This is a genomic window from Pseudarthrobacter sulfonivorans, assembly GCF_014712225.1.
Lineage (GTDB): Bacteria > Actinomycetota > Actinomycetes > Actinomycetales > Micrococcaceae > Arthrobacter > Arthrobacter sulfonivorans.
Genome location: NZ_JACXBW010000001.1, coordinates 401,039 through 415,372 on the forward strand (window position 1 = coordinate 401,039; position 14,334 = coordinate 415,372).

Annotated in this window: 14 protein-coding genes; 8 read left to right on the plus strand and 6 right to left on the minus strand. The window is 67.3% G+C overall.

All coding sequences use genetic code 11. From position 1 onward, the window contains the following. The first annotated feature begins 9 nt into the window (after positions 1 to 9). On the plus strand, positions 10 to 1,074 hold the full coding sequence (locus IAQ70_RS01875) for a maleylacetate reductase (RefSeq protein ID WP_190987589.1): 1,065 nt from the start codon (positions 10 to 12) through the stop codon (positions 1,072 to 1,074). Between the two features lie 95 nt (positions 1,075 to 1,169). Here IAQ70_RS01875 and IAQ70_RS01880 read toward each other — a convergent pair whose 3' ends face one another. From IAQ70_RS01880 to IAQ70_RS01900, 5 genes are all read right to left on the minus strand, one after another. Beyond that, positions 1,170 to 1,598, minus strand: a complete 429-nt coding sequence (locus IAQ70_RS01880; RefSeq protein WP_190987590.1) for a LapA family protein — start codon at positions 1,596 to 1,598, stop codon at positions 1,170 to 1,172. Between the two features lie 133 nt (positions 1,599 to 1,731). Next, positions 1,732 to 2,316, minus strand: coding sequence for a histidine phosphatase family protein (locus tag IAQ70_RS01885; RefSeq protein WP_190987591.1), 585 nt, complete (start codon positions 2,314 to 2,316; stop codon positions 1,732 to 1,734). 81 nt (positions 2,317 to 2,397) lie between these two features. Next, entirely contained in the window at positions 2,398 to 3,699 is a 1,302-nt protein-coding gene (locus IAQ70_RS01890) for an alpha/beta hydrolase (RefSeq protein WP_190987592.1), read from the minus strand. Positions 3,700 to 3,878: 179 nt separating this feature from the next. Beyond that, entirely contained in the window at positions 3,879 to 4,964 is a 1,086-nt protein-coding gene (locus IAQ70_RS01895) for a cation diffusion facilitator family transporter (RefSeq protein ID WP_190987593.1), read from the minus strand. Continuing rightward, a complete protein-coding gene (locus IAQ70_RS01900; RefSeq protein WP_190987594.1) occupies positions 4,961 to 5,332 on the minus strand; it encodes an ArsR/SmtB family transcription factor in 372 nt (123 codons plus the stop codon). Before IAQ70_RS01900 ends, IAQ70_RS01895 begins: the two co-directional genes overlap by 4 nt. 631 nt (positions 5,333 to 5,963) lie before the next feature. On the opposite strand from IAQ70_RS01900, the gene IAQ70_RS01905 reads away from it, so the two are divergent. From IAQ70_RS01905 to IAQ70_RS01925, 5 genes are all read left to right on the plus strand, one after another. Further along, positions 5,964 to 8,102 carry a heavy metal translocating P-type ATPase gene (locus IAQ70_RS01905; protein ID WP_190987595.1) on the plus strand — a complete coding sequence of 713 codons (2,139 nt, stop codon included), beginning with the start codon at positions 5,964 to 5,966 and terminating at the stop codon, positions 8,100 to 8,102. After that, entirely contained in the window at positions 8,099 to 8,644 is a 546-nt protein-coding gene (locus IAQ70_RS01910; RefSeq protein WP_190987596.1) for a hypothetical protein, read from the plus strand. The genes IAQ70_RS01905 and IAQ70_RS01910 overlap by 4 nt, the downstream gene beginning before the upstream one ends. A 58-nt stretch (positions 8,645 to 8,702) precedes the next feature. After that, a complete protein-coding gene (locus tag IAQ70_RS01915) occupies positions 8,703 to 9,332 on the plus strand; it encodes a DUF305 domain-containing protein (RefSeq protein ID WP_190987597.1) in 630 nt (209 codons plus the stop codon). 140 nt (positions 9,333 to 9,472) lie between these two features. Further along, complete coding sequence (locus IAQ70_RS01920; protein ID WP_317983551.1) at positions 9,473 to 10,129, plus strand: arsenate reductase/protein-tyrosine-phosphatase family protein; 657 nt, start codon at positions 9,473 to 9,475, stop codon at positions 10,127 to 10,129. Between the two features lie 178 nt (positions 10,130 to 10,307). Then, positions 10,308 to 11,417: an LCP family protein gene (locus IAQ70_RS01925; protein WP_190987599.1), complete on the plus strand. Its 1,110-nt coding sequence runs from the start codon at positions 10,308 to 10,310 to the stop codon at positions 11,415 to 11,417. A 518-nt stretch (positions 11,418 to 11,935) separates the two neighbouring features. Here the strand turns inward: IAQ70_RS01925 and IAQ70_RS01930 are convergent. Then, the gene (locus IAQ70_RS01930) at positions 11,936 to 12,349 is read right to left on the minus strand and encodes a hypothetical protein (RefSeq protein WP_223858603.1); all 414 of its coding nucleotides are present in this window, start codon (positions 12,347 to 12,349) and stop codon (positions 11,936 to 11,938) included. Positions 12,350 to 12,510: 161 nt separating this feature from the next. Here IAQ70_RS01930 and IAQ70_RS01935 point away from each other — a divergent pair, with 161 nt between their 5' ends. Both IAQ70_RS01935 and IAQ70_RS01940 read left to right on the plus strand, forming a co-directional pair. After that, the gene (locus tag IAQ70_RS01935) at positions 12,511 to 13,302 is read left to right on the plus strand and encodes a histidine phosphatase family protein (RefSeq protein WP_190987600.1); all 792 of its coding nucleotides are present in this window, start codon (positions 12,511 to 12,513) and stop codon (positions 13,300 to 13,302) included. Continuing rightward, positions 13,286 to 14,296: an NAD(P)H-hydrate dehydratase gene (locus tag IAQ70_RS01940; protein WP_190987601.1), complete on the plus strand. Its 1,011-nt coding sequence runs from the start codon at positions 13,286 to 13,288 to the stop codon at positions 14,294 to 14,296. The genes IAQ70_RS01935 and IAQ70_RS01940 overlap by 17 nt, the downstream gene beginning before the upstream one ends. Positions 14,297 to 14,334: the final 38 nt, after the last annotated feature.

Below are 14,334 nucleotides of genomic sequence, written 5' to 3' on the forward strand. Positions count from 1 at the left end.
GAGCCCGCCATGAGTACCCCATTTTTTTACGAGTCTCTGCCGATGCGCGTCAGTTTCGGCGCCGGCTACCGGTCCAAACTGGCCGATGAGGTCAACAAACTTGGGCTGAAGAGGGTCCTGGTGCTCTGCACCGAATTCCAGAAGGACCTCGCCCAGGAGATCTCTGACTCCCTGGGCGAACTGAGTGTCGGTGTCTACGCCAAGGCCGGAATGCATGTCCCGATCGAAACCGCCCGGGACGCCCAGCGCTTCGCCACAGAAGCCGGAGCGGACGGCTGCATAGCAGTTGGCGGCGGTTCCACTACCGGCCTGGGCAAAGCCATCGCCCTTGAATACGGCACACCTATCATCGCCCTGCCTACAACCTACGCCGGCTCTGAAATGACCCCGGTCTGGGGCCTGACAGCCGACGGCGTGAAGAAGACCGGCAAGGATCCCCGGGTCCTGCCCACGAGCGTCATCTACGACCCGGAACTAACGCTGTCGCTTCCAGTCGGCATGTCCGTGACCAGCGGCTTCAACGCGATCGCCCACGCCGTCGAAGCCCTCTACGCCCCCGACGGCTCCCCGATCATCTCCCTCATGGCCGAAGAAGGCATTAGAGCCCTCATTACGGCATTGCCCAACATCGTGGCCGATCCGGAAAACATCAAACATCGGAGCGAGGCGCTCTATGGCGCCTGGCTGTGCGGGGCGACTTTGGGGGCCACCACTATGTCGCTGCACCACAAGCTCTGCCACACCCTTGGCGGCACGTTCAATCTCCCCCACGCCGAAACCCACACCGTAGTACTCCCCTACGCACTCGCCTACAACGCACCGTCCGCTCCCGGCGCCGTGGAAGCGCTGCGGCGTGCCACGGGAGCCTCGGACCCGGCAACGTATCTGCGCGAACTCAGCCTGAAACTGGGTGCGCCGGCGTCGCTTCGGGAACTCGGCCTGACTGAACAGGACGTCGAAGCGGCCGTGGACCTAGCCACCAAAAACCCCTATGCCAACCCCCGCGAAATCACTCCAGCGGGCATCCGCCGACTGCTCACGCGAGCCTTGAACGGAGATCCCGTTGACGCCTGACAAGGTCCCACTTCCTTAAACCCAACGCGGGGTCACTCCACGCCCGATTCCGGAGGGATATCGGGCGTGGAGTGACCCCGTGTTGCTGTCGGCGGCTAAGCGTCGGTGCTCTTCCGCCGCCTTCTTTCGTTGTGCCGCAGCTGCAGGATGCGCGCTCCACCGGCGATCGCTACAAGGATCCCGCCCCCGACGGCAGCTATGAAGAAAGCCACCCCCTGCGCAAGGCTGCCCTCCCAGCCGAGAAACCGGACTGCGACCATGTCCTGGTTCTGGATAAAGAAAATGATCAAAAGCACCAAGACCACGAGGCTGACCGCCACCGCACTCCAGATGACCGCGGCCCTGGTTGTGCGGGTCCTGTCAGCCGCACTCTTCGCAGCTGGAGAGGCAGGCGCGATGGGTTGGGACGGCGCGATCGGTTGGCCCGCGGGTTGGGACGGCGGGATGGGTTGGGACGGCGGGGTGGGTTGGGACGGCGGGGCGGGAGGCAGGTCTGAAGGTCGCAGCGGTTCTTCTGAGCTCATACCGTCATTCTGCCCCTCCATGAGGGCTTTCGGGGCCAACCGGGCCGGTGACCCGGGGACTCATCGATTGCTCCCTACGGGCCCTTTTGAGGCGCCAAAACGGCCGTTACGGAGCAATCGATGCGAAACGCGGTCAGGCCGTGGCGTCGGCGGCCAGCCGTTCACCGTTGTAGAACTCGAGGCGCCAGCCGTCGTTCACGTGGTGGTGCGCGAGGTTGAGTACGGCGTTGTCGATGCTGTGCAGGGTGCGGCCGGTCGCGCGGCTCAGGCTCACCCGCAGGAGTGTGCCGTGGGCGACCACCAGGACACGGCGGCCGCGGAACTCCTCAGCCAGAGTCTCCAGCGCGGTCAGCCCGCGGACGGCGGCCTCGTCCTCGCTTTCGGCGCCCTGGAAACCGCCGGGGATGCGCAGGGCCTCCAGTTCAGGACCGGCCTGCATGCCTTCCGCCAGCCCGAAGCTGCGTTCGGTGAGCTCCGGGACGTGCCGGGCGACGCTGAGCCCGAGCCCCTCCGCAATCAGGTTGGCCGTTTCCGCGGCGCGGCTGAGCGGCGAGGACACCACGGTGTCCCATTCGTGGGCGGAAAGGTTGGCGACGGCGTCGCGCGCCTGGCCGCGGCCGACGTCGTTCAGTGGAATGTCAGTGGCACCCTGGAGCCGGCGCTGGGCGTTCCAGTCAGTCTGGCCATGGCGAACGAGGGCGAACGTCGTAAGGGTCATGCCTTCCATTGTCCCCGACGGCGGGTGGGAACCGGACATGGCGGGGCAGCGCCCGAACTACCCGGCTTCAAGCGGCGTCGGTTACGGCGGGCCTGGCCGCGAGAGTCCGAGCCGCGGATAGAGGACTTCGAACCCCTTGTTGAGGCCGCCGTTCAGCGCCCCGATGACGTGGCCGCCGTTGGGAACCTCATAGTTGGTGACGGTCATGCCCGCGGCCGTGGCTGCGGCCCCCAGACGGCGGGACGCCTCCAAGTAAACGGGGTCGTCGGTGGATGCCGTGAAGATCGCGTCCGTGTCAGGGTACGTCCGCTGTTTCAGGATGTTGATGGGTTTTACCGCGTCGTAGGCTGACTGGCTGCCGCCAAACATTTCCCTCAGGTTGGTCTCGGGCTCCTCGGCGCCCGGGTATTCCTCACCGGATATGTCCAGCACGTTGCCCCAGACCGAGGGGTGCTTTGCGGCGAAGGAAATGGCGCACTGTCCACCGTGCGAGTATCCGGCGATGGTCCAATATTTCCTGTCGTCGATGATGTTCAGATGGCTCCGCGCCCAGTCCACGACATCGCGGTTGATGAACGTCTCGGGGCGCCCGTGGAGGGGCGAATCCAGGCAGAGGTTGTCCACGTAGGGGTCGCCCAGCTGGTCTGCCACGATGACGATCGGCGCCAGTCCATCGTGGTGCGAAGCGTAGTTGTTCAGGACAGCGGCGATAAACTGCGGGTCCGGAGTCCCAGGCTGCCCCATCATCAGCACCACCAGCGGAAGGGCGGGCGGGTTGGGGACCTGCGCCGCAGGGGGAAGGTATAGCCCCGCCGGACGTGAGGCGAAACCGGAGATCTTCGGCGGAATGACCACCTCGGCGGTGGTTCCTTCGGCCGGCAGGTCTGCCGGCGGCTTCCAGTTCTCCCACAAGGGCGCCTGATGCTGGACCGGCGCGTGGGGTTGGACGGGGTCCAGGTCCACCTTCGGGGCGAGGGAAATTCCCAGGAACGAGGCCACGGTGGGGTGCAGCCCGTAAAACGCGTTGATTCCCAACGTGGCCGTGGCGGCGAAAAGCAGGGCACCCACGACGGCCAGGGCTTTCCGCCAGGGACGTGATCTGCGCAGATTTGCCCCGCAGACCCCCAGCCCGGCGAACAGGAGAATGACCCAGATCCTCACATGCCATCCAAGGGGGCCGCCAAACGCGTGCATGAACCGTTCCGTGACCACCAAAACCGCGGCCCCGGCGAGGGCGCCGGCAACCCCCGCCAGCCACGAAACAGCCGCCACGCGCCGCGGACGGCGCAGCAGAAGGGCCACGGCGCAGAGGGCACTGAGCACGTAGCAGACGACGATCACAGGCCCCTCAACAATATTGAGGGCCAGTACGGATGAATCCATGGCACCTATTGAAGCGTCGGGCGGCCGCCCGCCCCTGCTCCCGGGCCTTATACCTGCCCGGGCGTCCGCGGGGTTTGCCGGACCGCTGAACCAAGACCGGGCTACCCACCCGGTCACCCCGCCGATGATACCGGGTGGTCAGCCATCCAACGACTGGCACGGTCAGGATGGGCAGATCCTCAGCGGGCGCCGCCGGCCGGACCGTTTCCCACCAGCGGAACCACGGTGACCGAGCCGAGGTTGCGCAGCGAGCCGCGAGCCTCCGCCTCCAGTTCATGCGCGACGGCGGCGAACTCCCCCAGGTGCGTACCGCCCGTGGCCGGGACGGTGATCTCCGCGTGCAGCCGGTGCCCGCTCCACCGCAGACGCGAGGAACTTCCCTCCGGCGCATTCTCGGCGACCAGCGCTGCGAGCCGGTCCGAAAGGGCAGGGTCGACGCCGTCCAGCAGCCGCCGGCCGACGTCGCGGACAGTGCCCCACAACAGGACGCCGATGGCCGCGGAAATGAGCAGGCCCACGATGGGATCCGCCAGCGGGAAGCCCAGCCAGATGCCCACAACCCCGGCCATGACGGCCAGCGACGTGAAGCCGTCTGTCCGGGCGTGGACGCCGTCCGCGAGCAGCGCCGCCGACCCGATCCGGCGGCCCACCCGGATCCGGTAGATGGCCACCAACTCATTGCCGGCAAAGCCCACCAGCCCTGCCGCCAGTACCCAGCCCAGGTTGTGCACGGGCTGCGGCTCAAAGAAGCGGCGGATGGATTCGACGGCGGCAACCACCGCAGAAAGGGCGATCATGGCCACGATGAACAGCCCTGCCAAGTCCTCGGCCTTGCCCAGACCGTAGGTGAACGTCCGGGAAGCCGGCCGCCGGCCGAGCACAAACGCTATCCAGAGCGGGACCGCCGTGAGGGCGTCGGAGAAGTTGTGGACCGTGTCCGCCAGCAGTGCCACCGATCCGCTGATCAGGACGATGGCCAGCTGGAAGAGCGATGTCGCACCGAGTCCGAGCAGGGAGAGCTTGACGGCCCGGATGCCCTGGCTGCTGCTCTCCAGGGCATCATCCACGGAGTCCGCGGAGTCGTGGGAGTGCGGGACGAACAGGTTCTGAAGCCAGCCCTTGAGTGCGGAGGCGTGGTGAGGTTCGTGACCGTCGTGACTGTGGTCGCGGCTGTGGTGCCCATCCTCCGCACGGTGAGTCCCGCCGTCGGGCGTTTCCGGCTGCGCGTGCGGGTGACTTTCGGCATCGGCTTGCTTGCGGCTCATTTCCCGGCCTCCCGCGGCATGGGTGCCATGCCATGGGTCGGGGCTGTACCCATGGAGTGCTCCGCCTGATGGATCGCGTCGGCCACCAACTGCCAGGCGTGGCCGTTTTGCAGGCGGTAGAAGACCTTGGTCCCCTCCTGGCGGGTGGCGACCAGCCGTGCCAGCCGCATCTTGGCCAGGTGCTGGGAGACGGCCGCAGCCGATTTTCCGGCAATCTCGGCGAGCGCATTCACGGGAAGCTCCCCGTCACGGAGGGCCAGGATCAGCCGCACCCGGGTGGCATCGGCCAGCATCGCAAAGACTTCCACGGCCAGCTCCACGTACGGGCTGCCCGGCGTCAGCTGACAAGCCTGCGTATCTGCATTCATACGCAGATACTGACACAGCAGACTGGTTGGTTCAAGTAAGGGGAAGCGCTGGCTTGGCCTGCCAACGTTCTATGTCGAGGAAGGCTGCGAACTCGGAAGCTGCATTGTTCCCCTCCCCTGGCTGACTCTTGTGTCCCCAGAACCGCATCGTACGCCCCTGGGCTCCTGCCGTCATGAGCTTCACGACTCGATCAAAACGAGCAAAATGGCAAGTGGGAGCCCTCAAAGGAACGGCTCGCCAGACTCTGGAACGTCACCGCCGGGGGCGGCGAAGGTGCACAGCTGGGCCAGCAGCAACTCCCAGCGGACAAATGTCCCATTGGTCCACGACCATCCAAACGGACCCGCCTCACGCGCAGTGATGAGCTGCACCGAAGCGATGCGCTCCTACGTATACCGATGTGCCCGGTCCAGGCCGGCGCCAAGCTCGTCCTCGCTGATTCGCCGTATTCCCCTGCCCCTCGTAGCAGGGCCATCTGTAGGGGGCAGAATACTCTTGACGCATATACCCCCCAGGGGTATATTTGAGGTGTTGTCAGTGAAGTGGTATGTCCAGGCCGGTGCCCCGCCCCGCCGTCACAGCCGTTCAACCCCAGCGCCCATCACTACGTCGCGAAGGAAGAGATCTGACATGTCCGGATCCGGGAATGACTCCCACAACCACCGCCCCGGCGGGGTAGGCGTCCATAGCCACGGGGACGCGGCCCACGACCATGCAGGCCACGGCGCTGCGGCGCACGGCGGCCATAACCACGGCGCCGACGACCACACGGTGCACACTCACGGTCAGCATGCCGGCCACAGCACGGCCATGTTCAAGAACCGGTTCTGGCTCACGCTGGTCCTGTCGGTGCCTGTTGTCTACTTCAGCCCCATGGTGGGGCACCTGCTGGGCTACATGCCGCCTGAGTTCCCCGGTTCGGCCTGGATCCCCGCCGTGCTGGGTACGTTCATCTTCTTCTACGGCGGCCAGCCGTTCCTGCAGGGCGGCCTCCAGGAGCTGAAGAACCGCCAGCCCGGCATGATGCTCCTGATCGCCATGGCCATCACAGTGGCGTTCGCAGCGTCCTGGGTCACCACCCTGGGAATCGGCGGCTTCGACCTAGACTTCTGGTGGGAGCTGGCCTTGCTGGTGGCCATCATGCTCCTCGGCCACTGGATTGAAATGCGCGCCCTCGGCTCGGCCCAGGGCGCCTTGGATGCCCTCGCCGCACTGCTGCCGGATGAGGCAGACCGCGTCACCGACGACGGCACGGAGACGGTGCCCGTTTCGGAACTTCGGGAGGGAGACGTTGTCCTGGTCCGTTCCGGCGCCAGGATGCCGGCCGACGGAACAGTTGTGGACGGCCAGGCAGAGTTCGACGAATCGATGATCACCGGCGAGTCCAAGACGGTTCCCCGGACCGTGGGTGACGCTGTGGTGGCAGGAACCGTGGCCACGGACAACAGTGTCCGCGTCCAGGTGACCGCAGTCGGCGAACACACTGCCCTGGCCGGGATCCAGCGCCTCGTGGCCGAAGCCCAGGCCTCCTCCTCGAAGGCACAGGCCCTGGCCGACCGCGCCGCGGCATTCCTGTTTTACTTCGCGGCCGGTGCCGGCATCATCACTTTCATTGTGTGGACCCTCCTGGGCAGCGTGCCGGAGGCCGTCACCCGCACCGTCACCGTCCTCGTGATCGCCTGCCCGCACGCACTGGGCCTGGCCATTCCGCTGGTGATCGCCATTTCCACTGAACAGGCGGCCCGGGCAGGCGTGCTGATCAAGAGCCGCATGGCGCTGGAACGCATGCGCACCATCGATGTGGTCCTCTTCGACAAGACCGGCACGCTGACCACGGGCGAACCTGACCTGAAGAGCGTTGCCGTCGCGCCGGGCGCGGACGAGGACAGCCTGCTGGCGCTGGCCGCCGCCGTCGAATCCGACAGCGAACATCCTGTTGCCCGGGCCATCGTCAGGGCCGCCAACCAGCGGAACCTCGCACTGCCGCAAGCCACAGGCTTCAGCTCGCTGACCGGACGCGGCGTCCGCGCCAGCGTGGACGGACGCACCGTTCACGTCGGTGGGCCCGCCCTCCTGCGCGAGCTCGGCGTCGTCGTCCCCGTTTCCCGGGCGCGCTCCACCCAGGGCTGGATGGACCGCGGCGCCGCCGTCCTGCACGTGATCGACGGCGACACTGTACTCGGGGCGGTCAGCCTCGAAGACAGCGTCCGGCCCGAGTCCCGGCAAGCCGTGGCGGCCCTTCAGAACCGTGGAATCAAGGTGGCGATGATCACCGGAGACGCACATCAGGTGGCCCGGGCCGTGGCGGAGGAGCTGCACATCGACGAGGTGTTCGCAGAGGTCCTGCCCGCGGACAAGGACAAGAAGGTCGCCGAACTCCAGGCCCGCGGCCTGAAGGTGGCGATGGTGGGCGACGGCGTCAACGACTCCCCCGCGCTCGCCCGGGCCGAGGTGGGAATCGCCATCGGCGCCGGAACCGACGTCGCGATGGAATCGGCAGGCGTTGTCCTGGCCGGAAACGACCCGCGGGCGGTGCTGTCCTTGGTGGACCTCTCCCGGGCCAGCTACCGGAAGATGTGGCAGAACCTGGTGTGGGCCACCGGCTACAACGTCCTGTCCGTCCCGCTGGCCGCGGGCGTCCTGGCCTTCGCCGGCGTAGTGCTCTCGCCCGCCGCCGGTGCGGTACTGATGTCCGCCTCCACGATTGTTGTGGCACTCAACGCCCAGCTCCTGCGGCGCATGAAGCTGAATCCCGCGGCCGCCCAATGAAACGCTCTCTCACTTACCGCGGGTTTTTCCCGGACGCTCTCTCACTTGATGCAGGTTTTTCCCAAACGCTCTTCCTCCGGGGAGCCCTGGCCGCAGGGGTTCTGGCAATCATCGCCGGGATCTTCGGGATGCACGTGATGACCGGCAACCATGCCGCCCACGGTGATCACGCGGCAGGGCTGCAGGCGGAACGGGGTCACACGGGCCACACGGACGCGGTCGACGCCGACGCTGACCACGCCGCGGTAGGCCACCCGTTGGTAGGCCACCCGTTGGTAGGGCACACGTTGGTAGGGCACACGGACGCGGGCCACGCGGTGGCCGCCGGCATCACCTCCTGTGCAGGGTCGTGCCACCGTGTGCACGAGCCGGGAACGTCCTGCGTACCGTCCGCCAAGGCAAGCGCGTTGGCGGTCTTCCCGCCCCACGAAAACGGCCTCGTCTTCCCGGCAGCACAAGGAGGCCGCACCGGTCGGGGCGTCAACCACGTCCACATTCCCCCCAGCCCAACACCCTGCGAACTGTCCATCAGCCGGACGTAAACCGGAACTGCGCCGCGCACAAGACCACCAGTTCCCCCTACGTTAAAAGGACCCTTCCATGAACACGAAGCTTCGAAGCATCTCGATCGCTGCCGCGCTGGCAGCTTCCCTGGGCCTGGCCGGCTGCGCAGCCGGTTCCGCCCCCGCCGGCGGAAACGCCATGTCCGGCATGCATGGCACCGCCGGCCCCACGGCGAGCATGATGCCGGACGCCAACGCCGACCATAACCAGGCGGACATCATGTTCGCCCAAATGATGGTCCCGCACCACACACAGGCGGTGGAGATGAGCGACATCATCCTGGCCAAGCAGGGCATCCCGGCCGAAGTCACCACCCTGGCCGGCCAAATCAAGGCAGCCCAGGCGCCGGAAATCAAGACAATGCAGGGGTGGCTGGAGACCTGGAACCAGCCCGCCGGCATCATGGGTGCCACCACGATGCCCGGCCATGGGATGGGCGGCATGGTGGACGCGGGCGGCATCGACAGGCTCAAGGCAGCCCAGGGGACGGACGCCGTACGGTTGTTCCTCGAACAGATGATCGGCCACCACGAAGGCGCCATCGATATGGCCCAGCAGGAGATCCGAACCGGGAAGTACCCGGCCACCATCGAGCTCTGCCGGGACATTGTCACTTCGCAGCAGGCAGAAATCATCGAGATGCAGGCCCTGCTGGGCACCCTCTGAGCACCGTCCCGTCCCGGGTTTTCGGCCCCCGGGGCGGGGCGTCCGGGCGGGGCGTCGGGACATCGCTGGGGCCTCTCGTGTTAAGTTGAAAGATGCCCGGCCGTACCCGGTCCGGCGCCCCGGCTGGAAAGAGAAGTTCCGTGGAATCCCCCGCACCTGCCCCCGACGCCGCCCCCGTGAGAATCCTGACCGTCTGCACCGGCAACATCTGCCGTTCCCCGGTAGCCGAACGGCTGCTGCAAGCAGGGCTGGACCAGGTGATGCCGGGCGCGTTTGTGGTGACCAGCGCGGGGACCCGGGCCATGGTGGGCGACCCCATGCAGCCGCTGTCGGGGGACATCGTGCGCACGTTCGGCGGGAACCCTAACGGCTTTGTGTCCCGCCAGCTGACCGGCAAGATCCTGCGCGGCGTGGACCTGGTGCTCACCATGACCTCCGGCCACCGCGGCGAAGTGCTTCAGCTGGACGCGTCCCTGCTCAAGCGCACCTTCACCATTCGTGAATTTGCCCGGATGCTCGACGTTCTGGACAACCGCACCGACGGCACCTCGGGTACGGCGGACCGTGCAGGAACGGCCGACGGCGGCGATCCCCTGGGTGCCAACACCGCCTTCTGGCGCGGACTGCCCGCCCGGGCCGCGTCGGTGCGGCACCTGTCGCTGCCGGCGGATTCCCTCGAGAACGACATCATCGACCCCTACCGCCGCGGGCCGGAGGTCTACCGCCAGATGGAAGACGAACTCGCACCCGCGATCATCTCCGTGCTGCGCCACGCCCGGCTGAACGCGCCCGCATAACCCGGCACGCCGGCGTCGTGCGTTCACTTGCCGGCGAGCAGAGCAACGCGGGGTCACTTCCTGCCGCTCCCAGGCCCCGGAAGGGCAAGGAGTGACCCGCATTGGGTTACGTGAAGCGTTAGGAAAACGAAACACGCCTCCCCATGGCGGAACAGTCCCCGGGGGCGGACACTAAGTCATGGTCACCCCAAGCGGTCCTGAGCGGATCGGCCCCGGCACTACGGGCCACGAAAATCTTGCCCCTGAGGGGCAAAAACGGCGGCGCCTGATCGCGGCCGTGTTGTCCCTCTTGTTGGTGGCGGTGGTGGCTGTATCGGCCCTCGTCTTCAGCCGCCCGCCGGCGGAAGTTGCTGCGCCCGCAGCCGCGGCCACGGAAACTCCTACGCCCACGCCGTCCGAGACGACACCGCCGCCTCCACCGGCACCCGCGCCTCCGCCGCCGCCCGAGCCCATCGCGGAGCTCCCTGCCGTTCCCATGAACATTCTGCTGATCGGCAGCGACAGCCGCGCCAACGCCAGGGACCAGGCGTCCATCACCCAGGCCACCGGCGAGTACCAGGACCAGCGGGCCGACTCCATGATGCTGGTCCACGTCCCCGCAGACCGGCGGAGCGTGCAGGTGGTCTCCATCATGCGGGACCTGTACGTAAACATCCCCGGCTACGGCGCCTCCAAGATCAACGACAGCCTGTCGGTGGGCGGCATCCCGCTGGCAGCACGGACCGTGGGCGAACTGACGGGCACTCCCATTGACCACACCGTCATGCTGGACTTCAACGGGTTCAGGGCACTCACGGACGCGCTGGGCGGCATCGACGTGGACGTCGCCGTGCCGTTCCAGTCCACGCACGACACCCAGCACGTGTTCACCCAGGGCGTCAACCACCTCGACGGACAGGCCGCGCTGGAGTTCTCCCGCGAGCGCTACGCCTTTGTGGACGGCGACTTCCAGCGGGTCCGGAACCAGCAGACGTTCCTCCGCGCCGTCCTCGCCCGGCTGACCAGCGTCGGCGTCCTCACGGACGTCAATGCCTTGCGGGGCCTGGTGAACTTCGCCGGGACCTACCTCACCGTGGACCAGGGCTTCGACCCTGTCAGCGTGGCCGTCCTGGCCTATGCGATGCGCGGCATCGACCCCAACAGTTTCGTATCCCTCACACTGCCGACGGCCGGCACGGGCATAGCTGCCGGCGGTGCCTCGGTGGTGTTCCCGGACTACGGCGGGATCGCCCAGATGTCCGCGGCCTTGCGCGAAGGCAGGCTGCCCGAGTACGCGGGAGCCCGCTGACGGGGGTGGCCGGCGCCGAAAACACAGATGGCCCCCGGCTTGCGCCGGGGGCCATCTGTGTTCAACTCCGGGTGGGGTCCGGGTGCAGGGGCGTCGGCCCCGGATCCGGGATGGGCAGCGGCCCGGGAGGCTCCGGCGTTGGTACGGGGCTGGGCCTGGCCGGTCCCGGGTGCCCGGGATGGGTGGGATCCGGTGTTAACGGGTCAGGCCCGGGCTCCGGCGGAAACGGCTCGGGTTCGTGCACTGGCGGGATGGTCATGAAGCTTCCCCTCTCACGCTGGGCGGATGCGCCTTTGCGTGATCAGGATACGCCCGCCAGCGTTTCCCGATCTATGGCCGGACGCTCTCTCACTTAATGGGCGAAATCCCCGGACGCTCTCTCACTTAATGCGGCAAATCCCGGAACGCTCTATCACTGCCGACGCCGGTGCACCGGGAAGTGATAGAGCGTCGGTGAAAAACCCGCGTTAAGTGAGAGAGCGTTTGGTAGGGCGGGCCGATGCCTTGCGAGCAAAACCCTACGCGGGGCGGCGCAGGTGGTGCGGTTGGTAAGCCGGGGCGTGGCTGATGTCGTCGGCGTCGTGCATGGCGCGGACGGCGAAGGCCACCACGAGGCGGGCCTCGGCGGCGTCGGTGGACCTGATCGTCAGGCTCCTGGTGCCGGCTGGCACGGAAGGGGTGAACACCTGCAGGTTCCGCGAGCCCACGCTGGCCGAATCCTTCAGTGTGTAGACCGTGCCCCAGTGATCCTCGATGGTGATTTCGGGGACCGCGGCTCCGGCAGCGGATTCCACATGTATATTGACCACCAGACAGGTGCTCCAGACCTCCACGGAGAGCACCGTGAAGTCTGCAGCCTTCGTCATGTGCAGCCCGAACGTGGGCGGCAGAAGCATCTGGCGGAGGGTGCCTTTCGGTATCAGGTTTCTCATCATTGACCCCAATTTACAAAGTGTGTTTTTAATTACCGCGCGGTAACGAAGCCCTGTCAAGGGTCTGGCCGCGTACTTTGTGGCAAGCCACACTGAGCGTTATCCGAAGCCCAAAGTGGGTACGCCTCCAGTAGGCTCTGCACCGGCAGGGACGCGCGACGATGGGGTGGTTTGTCTTGGAAAACAGCGGTTTGACGCAGGCAGTGCGCGAGGCCGGGGCGGTGGAGCTCATCCTGGTCCGGCATGGCGAAAGCGAAGGCAACGTGGCGGCCACGGAGGCCAGCCAGGCCGGTGCCGACGTGATCGATGTGCCCGCCCGCGACGCGGACGTCACGCTGTCCCGTACCGGCCAGGACCAGTCGCTCGCGCTGGGCAGGGCCCTGGCGTCGATCGAGGAGGAGCTCCGGCCCGACGCCGTGGTGTCCTCCCCTTACGTTCGGGCGCATCAGACGGCCGAGATTGCAGTGGAAACCGCCCGGTGGCCTGTCAAGGTCCGCACCGACGAGCGCCTCCGAGACCGTGAACTCGGCATCCTGGACATGCTCACCCGCCAGGGCGTGGAGCGGCGGCTCCCGGACGAAGCCGAACGCCGGCGCTGGCTGGGCAAGTTCTACTACCGCCCGCCCGGCGGCGAGTCCTGGGCGGACGTTGTGCTGCGGCTGCGCTCCGTCCTTGGCGAACTGAACAACCTGGGCAGCGGGCAACGGGTGATGCTGGTGTGCCACGACGCCCTGATCATGCTGGTCCGCTACGTCCTGGAAGGGATGACCGAAGCCGAACTCCTGGACCTGGCCGCCAGCACCTCGGTCCTGAACGCGTCCATCACCCGCTATGTGCGCCCCCAGGGGCAGGGCCCGTGGACGCTGGAGAGCTTCAACATGGCGGACCACCTCACCGCCCAGGGCGTCGAGGTCACCGAACACGCCGGGGATGCCGATGTCCACCCCCGGTAGCCCGCCTGCCGATGGCCCTTCTGCCGATGACGGGGCAGGTTCTGGCGGCACCGGCTCCGACGGAACGCCGGCGGCCGGCTCGCGGGCGACGCCGGTCACGCCGTCGCTGCTGCGCGGCTGGCCGCTGCCGTCGGCCGGGGAGGACAAGTACTCCCGCGGCGCGGTGATGGTGATCGGCGGCGCCCGGGCCACACCGGGCGCCGCCCTGCTGGCCGGAATCGCATCGCTCCGGGCCGGGGCGGGCAGGCTCACCATGGCCGTCGCCGAATCTGTGGCCGCCCAGCTGGCTGTCAGCTTCCCGGAGGCCGGCGTCATAGGACTTCCGGAAACCAGGGACGGCTCCGTGCGGGGCTCCGGCCTGGACCCGATTTACGGCGATCTTGAGAGCGCCGACGCCGTTCTGATCGGGCCCGGACTGGACGATGCGGACCGCACGGAAGATTTGCTCAGGACTCTGCTGGAAAGGGATCACGACGGCGGCAGTAGCGACGGGGGCTCCGGAACCGGAGGTGCCACCATCATTCTGGACGCCTACGCCCTGGGCTGCCTGCCCCGGTTGGGCGATGCGCTGGAACCGTGGCATGGGCGGCTGATCCTCACCCCGAACCCGACGGAGGCGGGGATTCTGCTGGGCCGGGAGGTGGACCAACTGCAATCGGCTGTGCGCGACATTGCGGGGCAGTACCAGGCGGTGGTCAGCTGCCAGGGCTTCATCGCGCGTCCGCCTGACGGGCAGGCGCCGGAGGGTCCCGAACTCTGGGAAATCACCACCGGCTACGGCGGACTGGGTACGTCCGGCAGCGGGGACGTTCTGGCCGGTACCATCGCCGGGCTCCGCGCACGGGGTGCCAGCGACGCCCAGGCCGCGTGCTGGGGAACGCACCTTCATGCCGCAGCCGCCGACAGGCTCGCCAGCAGGCTGGGCCCGCTGGGATTCCTGGCCCGCGAACTGGCCGATGAACTGCCGGCGCTCATGCTGGAGCTGGCTACCTGATCCCGGCTTTTTCCTCAATGCCCGCGGGCGGGTTGGCT

Excerpts from the sequence above, each read along its gene's own strand:
- IAQ70_RS01875 (WP_190987589.1), top strand. The coding sequence starts at position 10 with ATGAGTACCCCATTTTTTTACGAGTCTCTGCCGATGCGCGTCAGTTTC.
- IAQ70_RS01880 (WP_190987590.1), bottom strand. The coding sequence starts at position 1,598 with ATGAGCTCAGAAGAACCGCTGCGACCTTCAGACCTGCCTCCCGCCCCG.
- IAQ70_RS01885 (WP_190987591.1), bottom strand. The coding sequence starts at position 2,316 with ATGACCCTTACGACGTTCGCCCTCGTTCGCCATGGCCAGACTGACTGG.
- IAQ70_RS01890 (WP_190987592.1), bottom strand. The coding sequence starts at position 3,699 with ATGGATTCATCCGTACTGGCCCTCAATATTGTTGAGGGGCCTGTGATC.
- IAQ70_RS01895 (WP_190987593.1), bottom strand. The coding sequence starts at position 4,964 with ATGAGCCGCAAGCAAGCCGATGCCGAAAGTCACCCGCACGCGCAGCCG.
- IAQ70_RS01900 (WP_190987594.1), bottom strand. The coding sequence starts at position 5,332 with ATGAATGCAGATACGCAGGCTTGTCAGCTGACGCCGGGCAGCCCGTAC.
- IAQ70_RS01905 (WP_190987595.1), top strand. The coding sequence starts at position 5,964 with ATGTCCGGATCCGGGAATGACTCCCACAACCACCGCCCCGGCGGGGTA.
- IAQ70_RS01910 (WP_190987596.1), top strand. The coding sequence starts at position 8,099 with ATGAAACGCTCTCTCACTTACCGCGGGTTTTTCCCGGACGCTCTCTCA.
- IAQ70_RS01915 (WP_190987597.1), top strand. The coding sequence starts at position 8,703 with ATGAACACGAAGCTTCGAAGCATCTCGATCGCTGCCGCGCTGGCAGCT.
- IAQ70_RS01925 (WP_190987599.1), top strand. The coding sequence starts at position 10,308 with ATGGTCACCCCAAGCGGTCCTGAGCGGATCGGCCCCGGCACTACGGGC.
- IAQ70_RS01930 (WP_223858603.1), bottom strand. The coding sequence starts at position 12,349 with ATGAGAAACCTGATACCGAAAGGCACCCTCCGCCAGATGCTTCTGCCG.
- IAQ70_RS01935 (WP_190987600.1), top strand. The coding sequence starts at position 12,511 with ATGGGGTGGTTTGTCTTGGAAAACAGCGGTTTGACGCAGGCAGTGCGC.
- IAQ70_RS01940 (WP_190987601.1), top strand. The coding sequence starts at position 13,286 with ATGTCCACCCCCGGTAGCCCGCCTGCCGATGGCCCTTCTGCCGATGAC.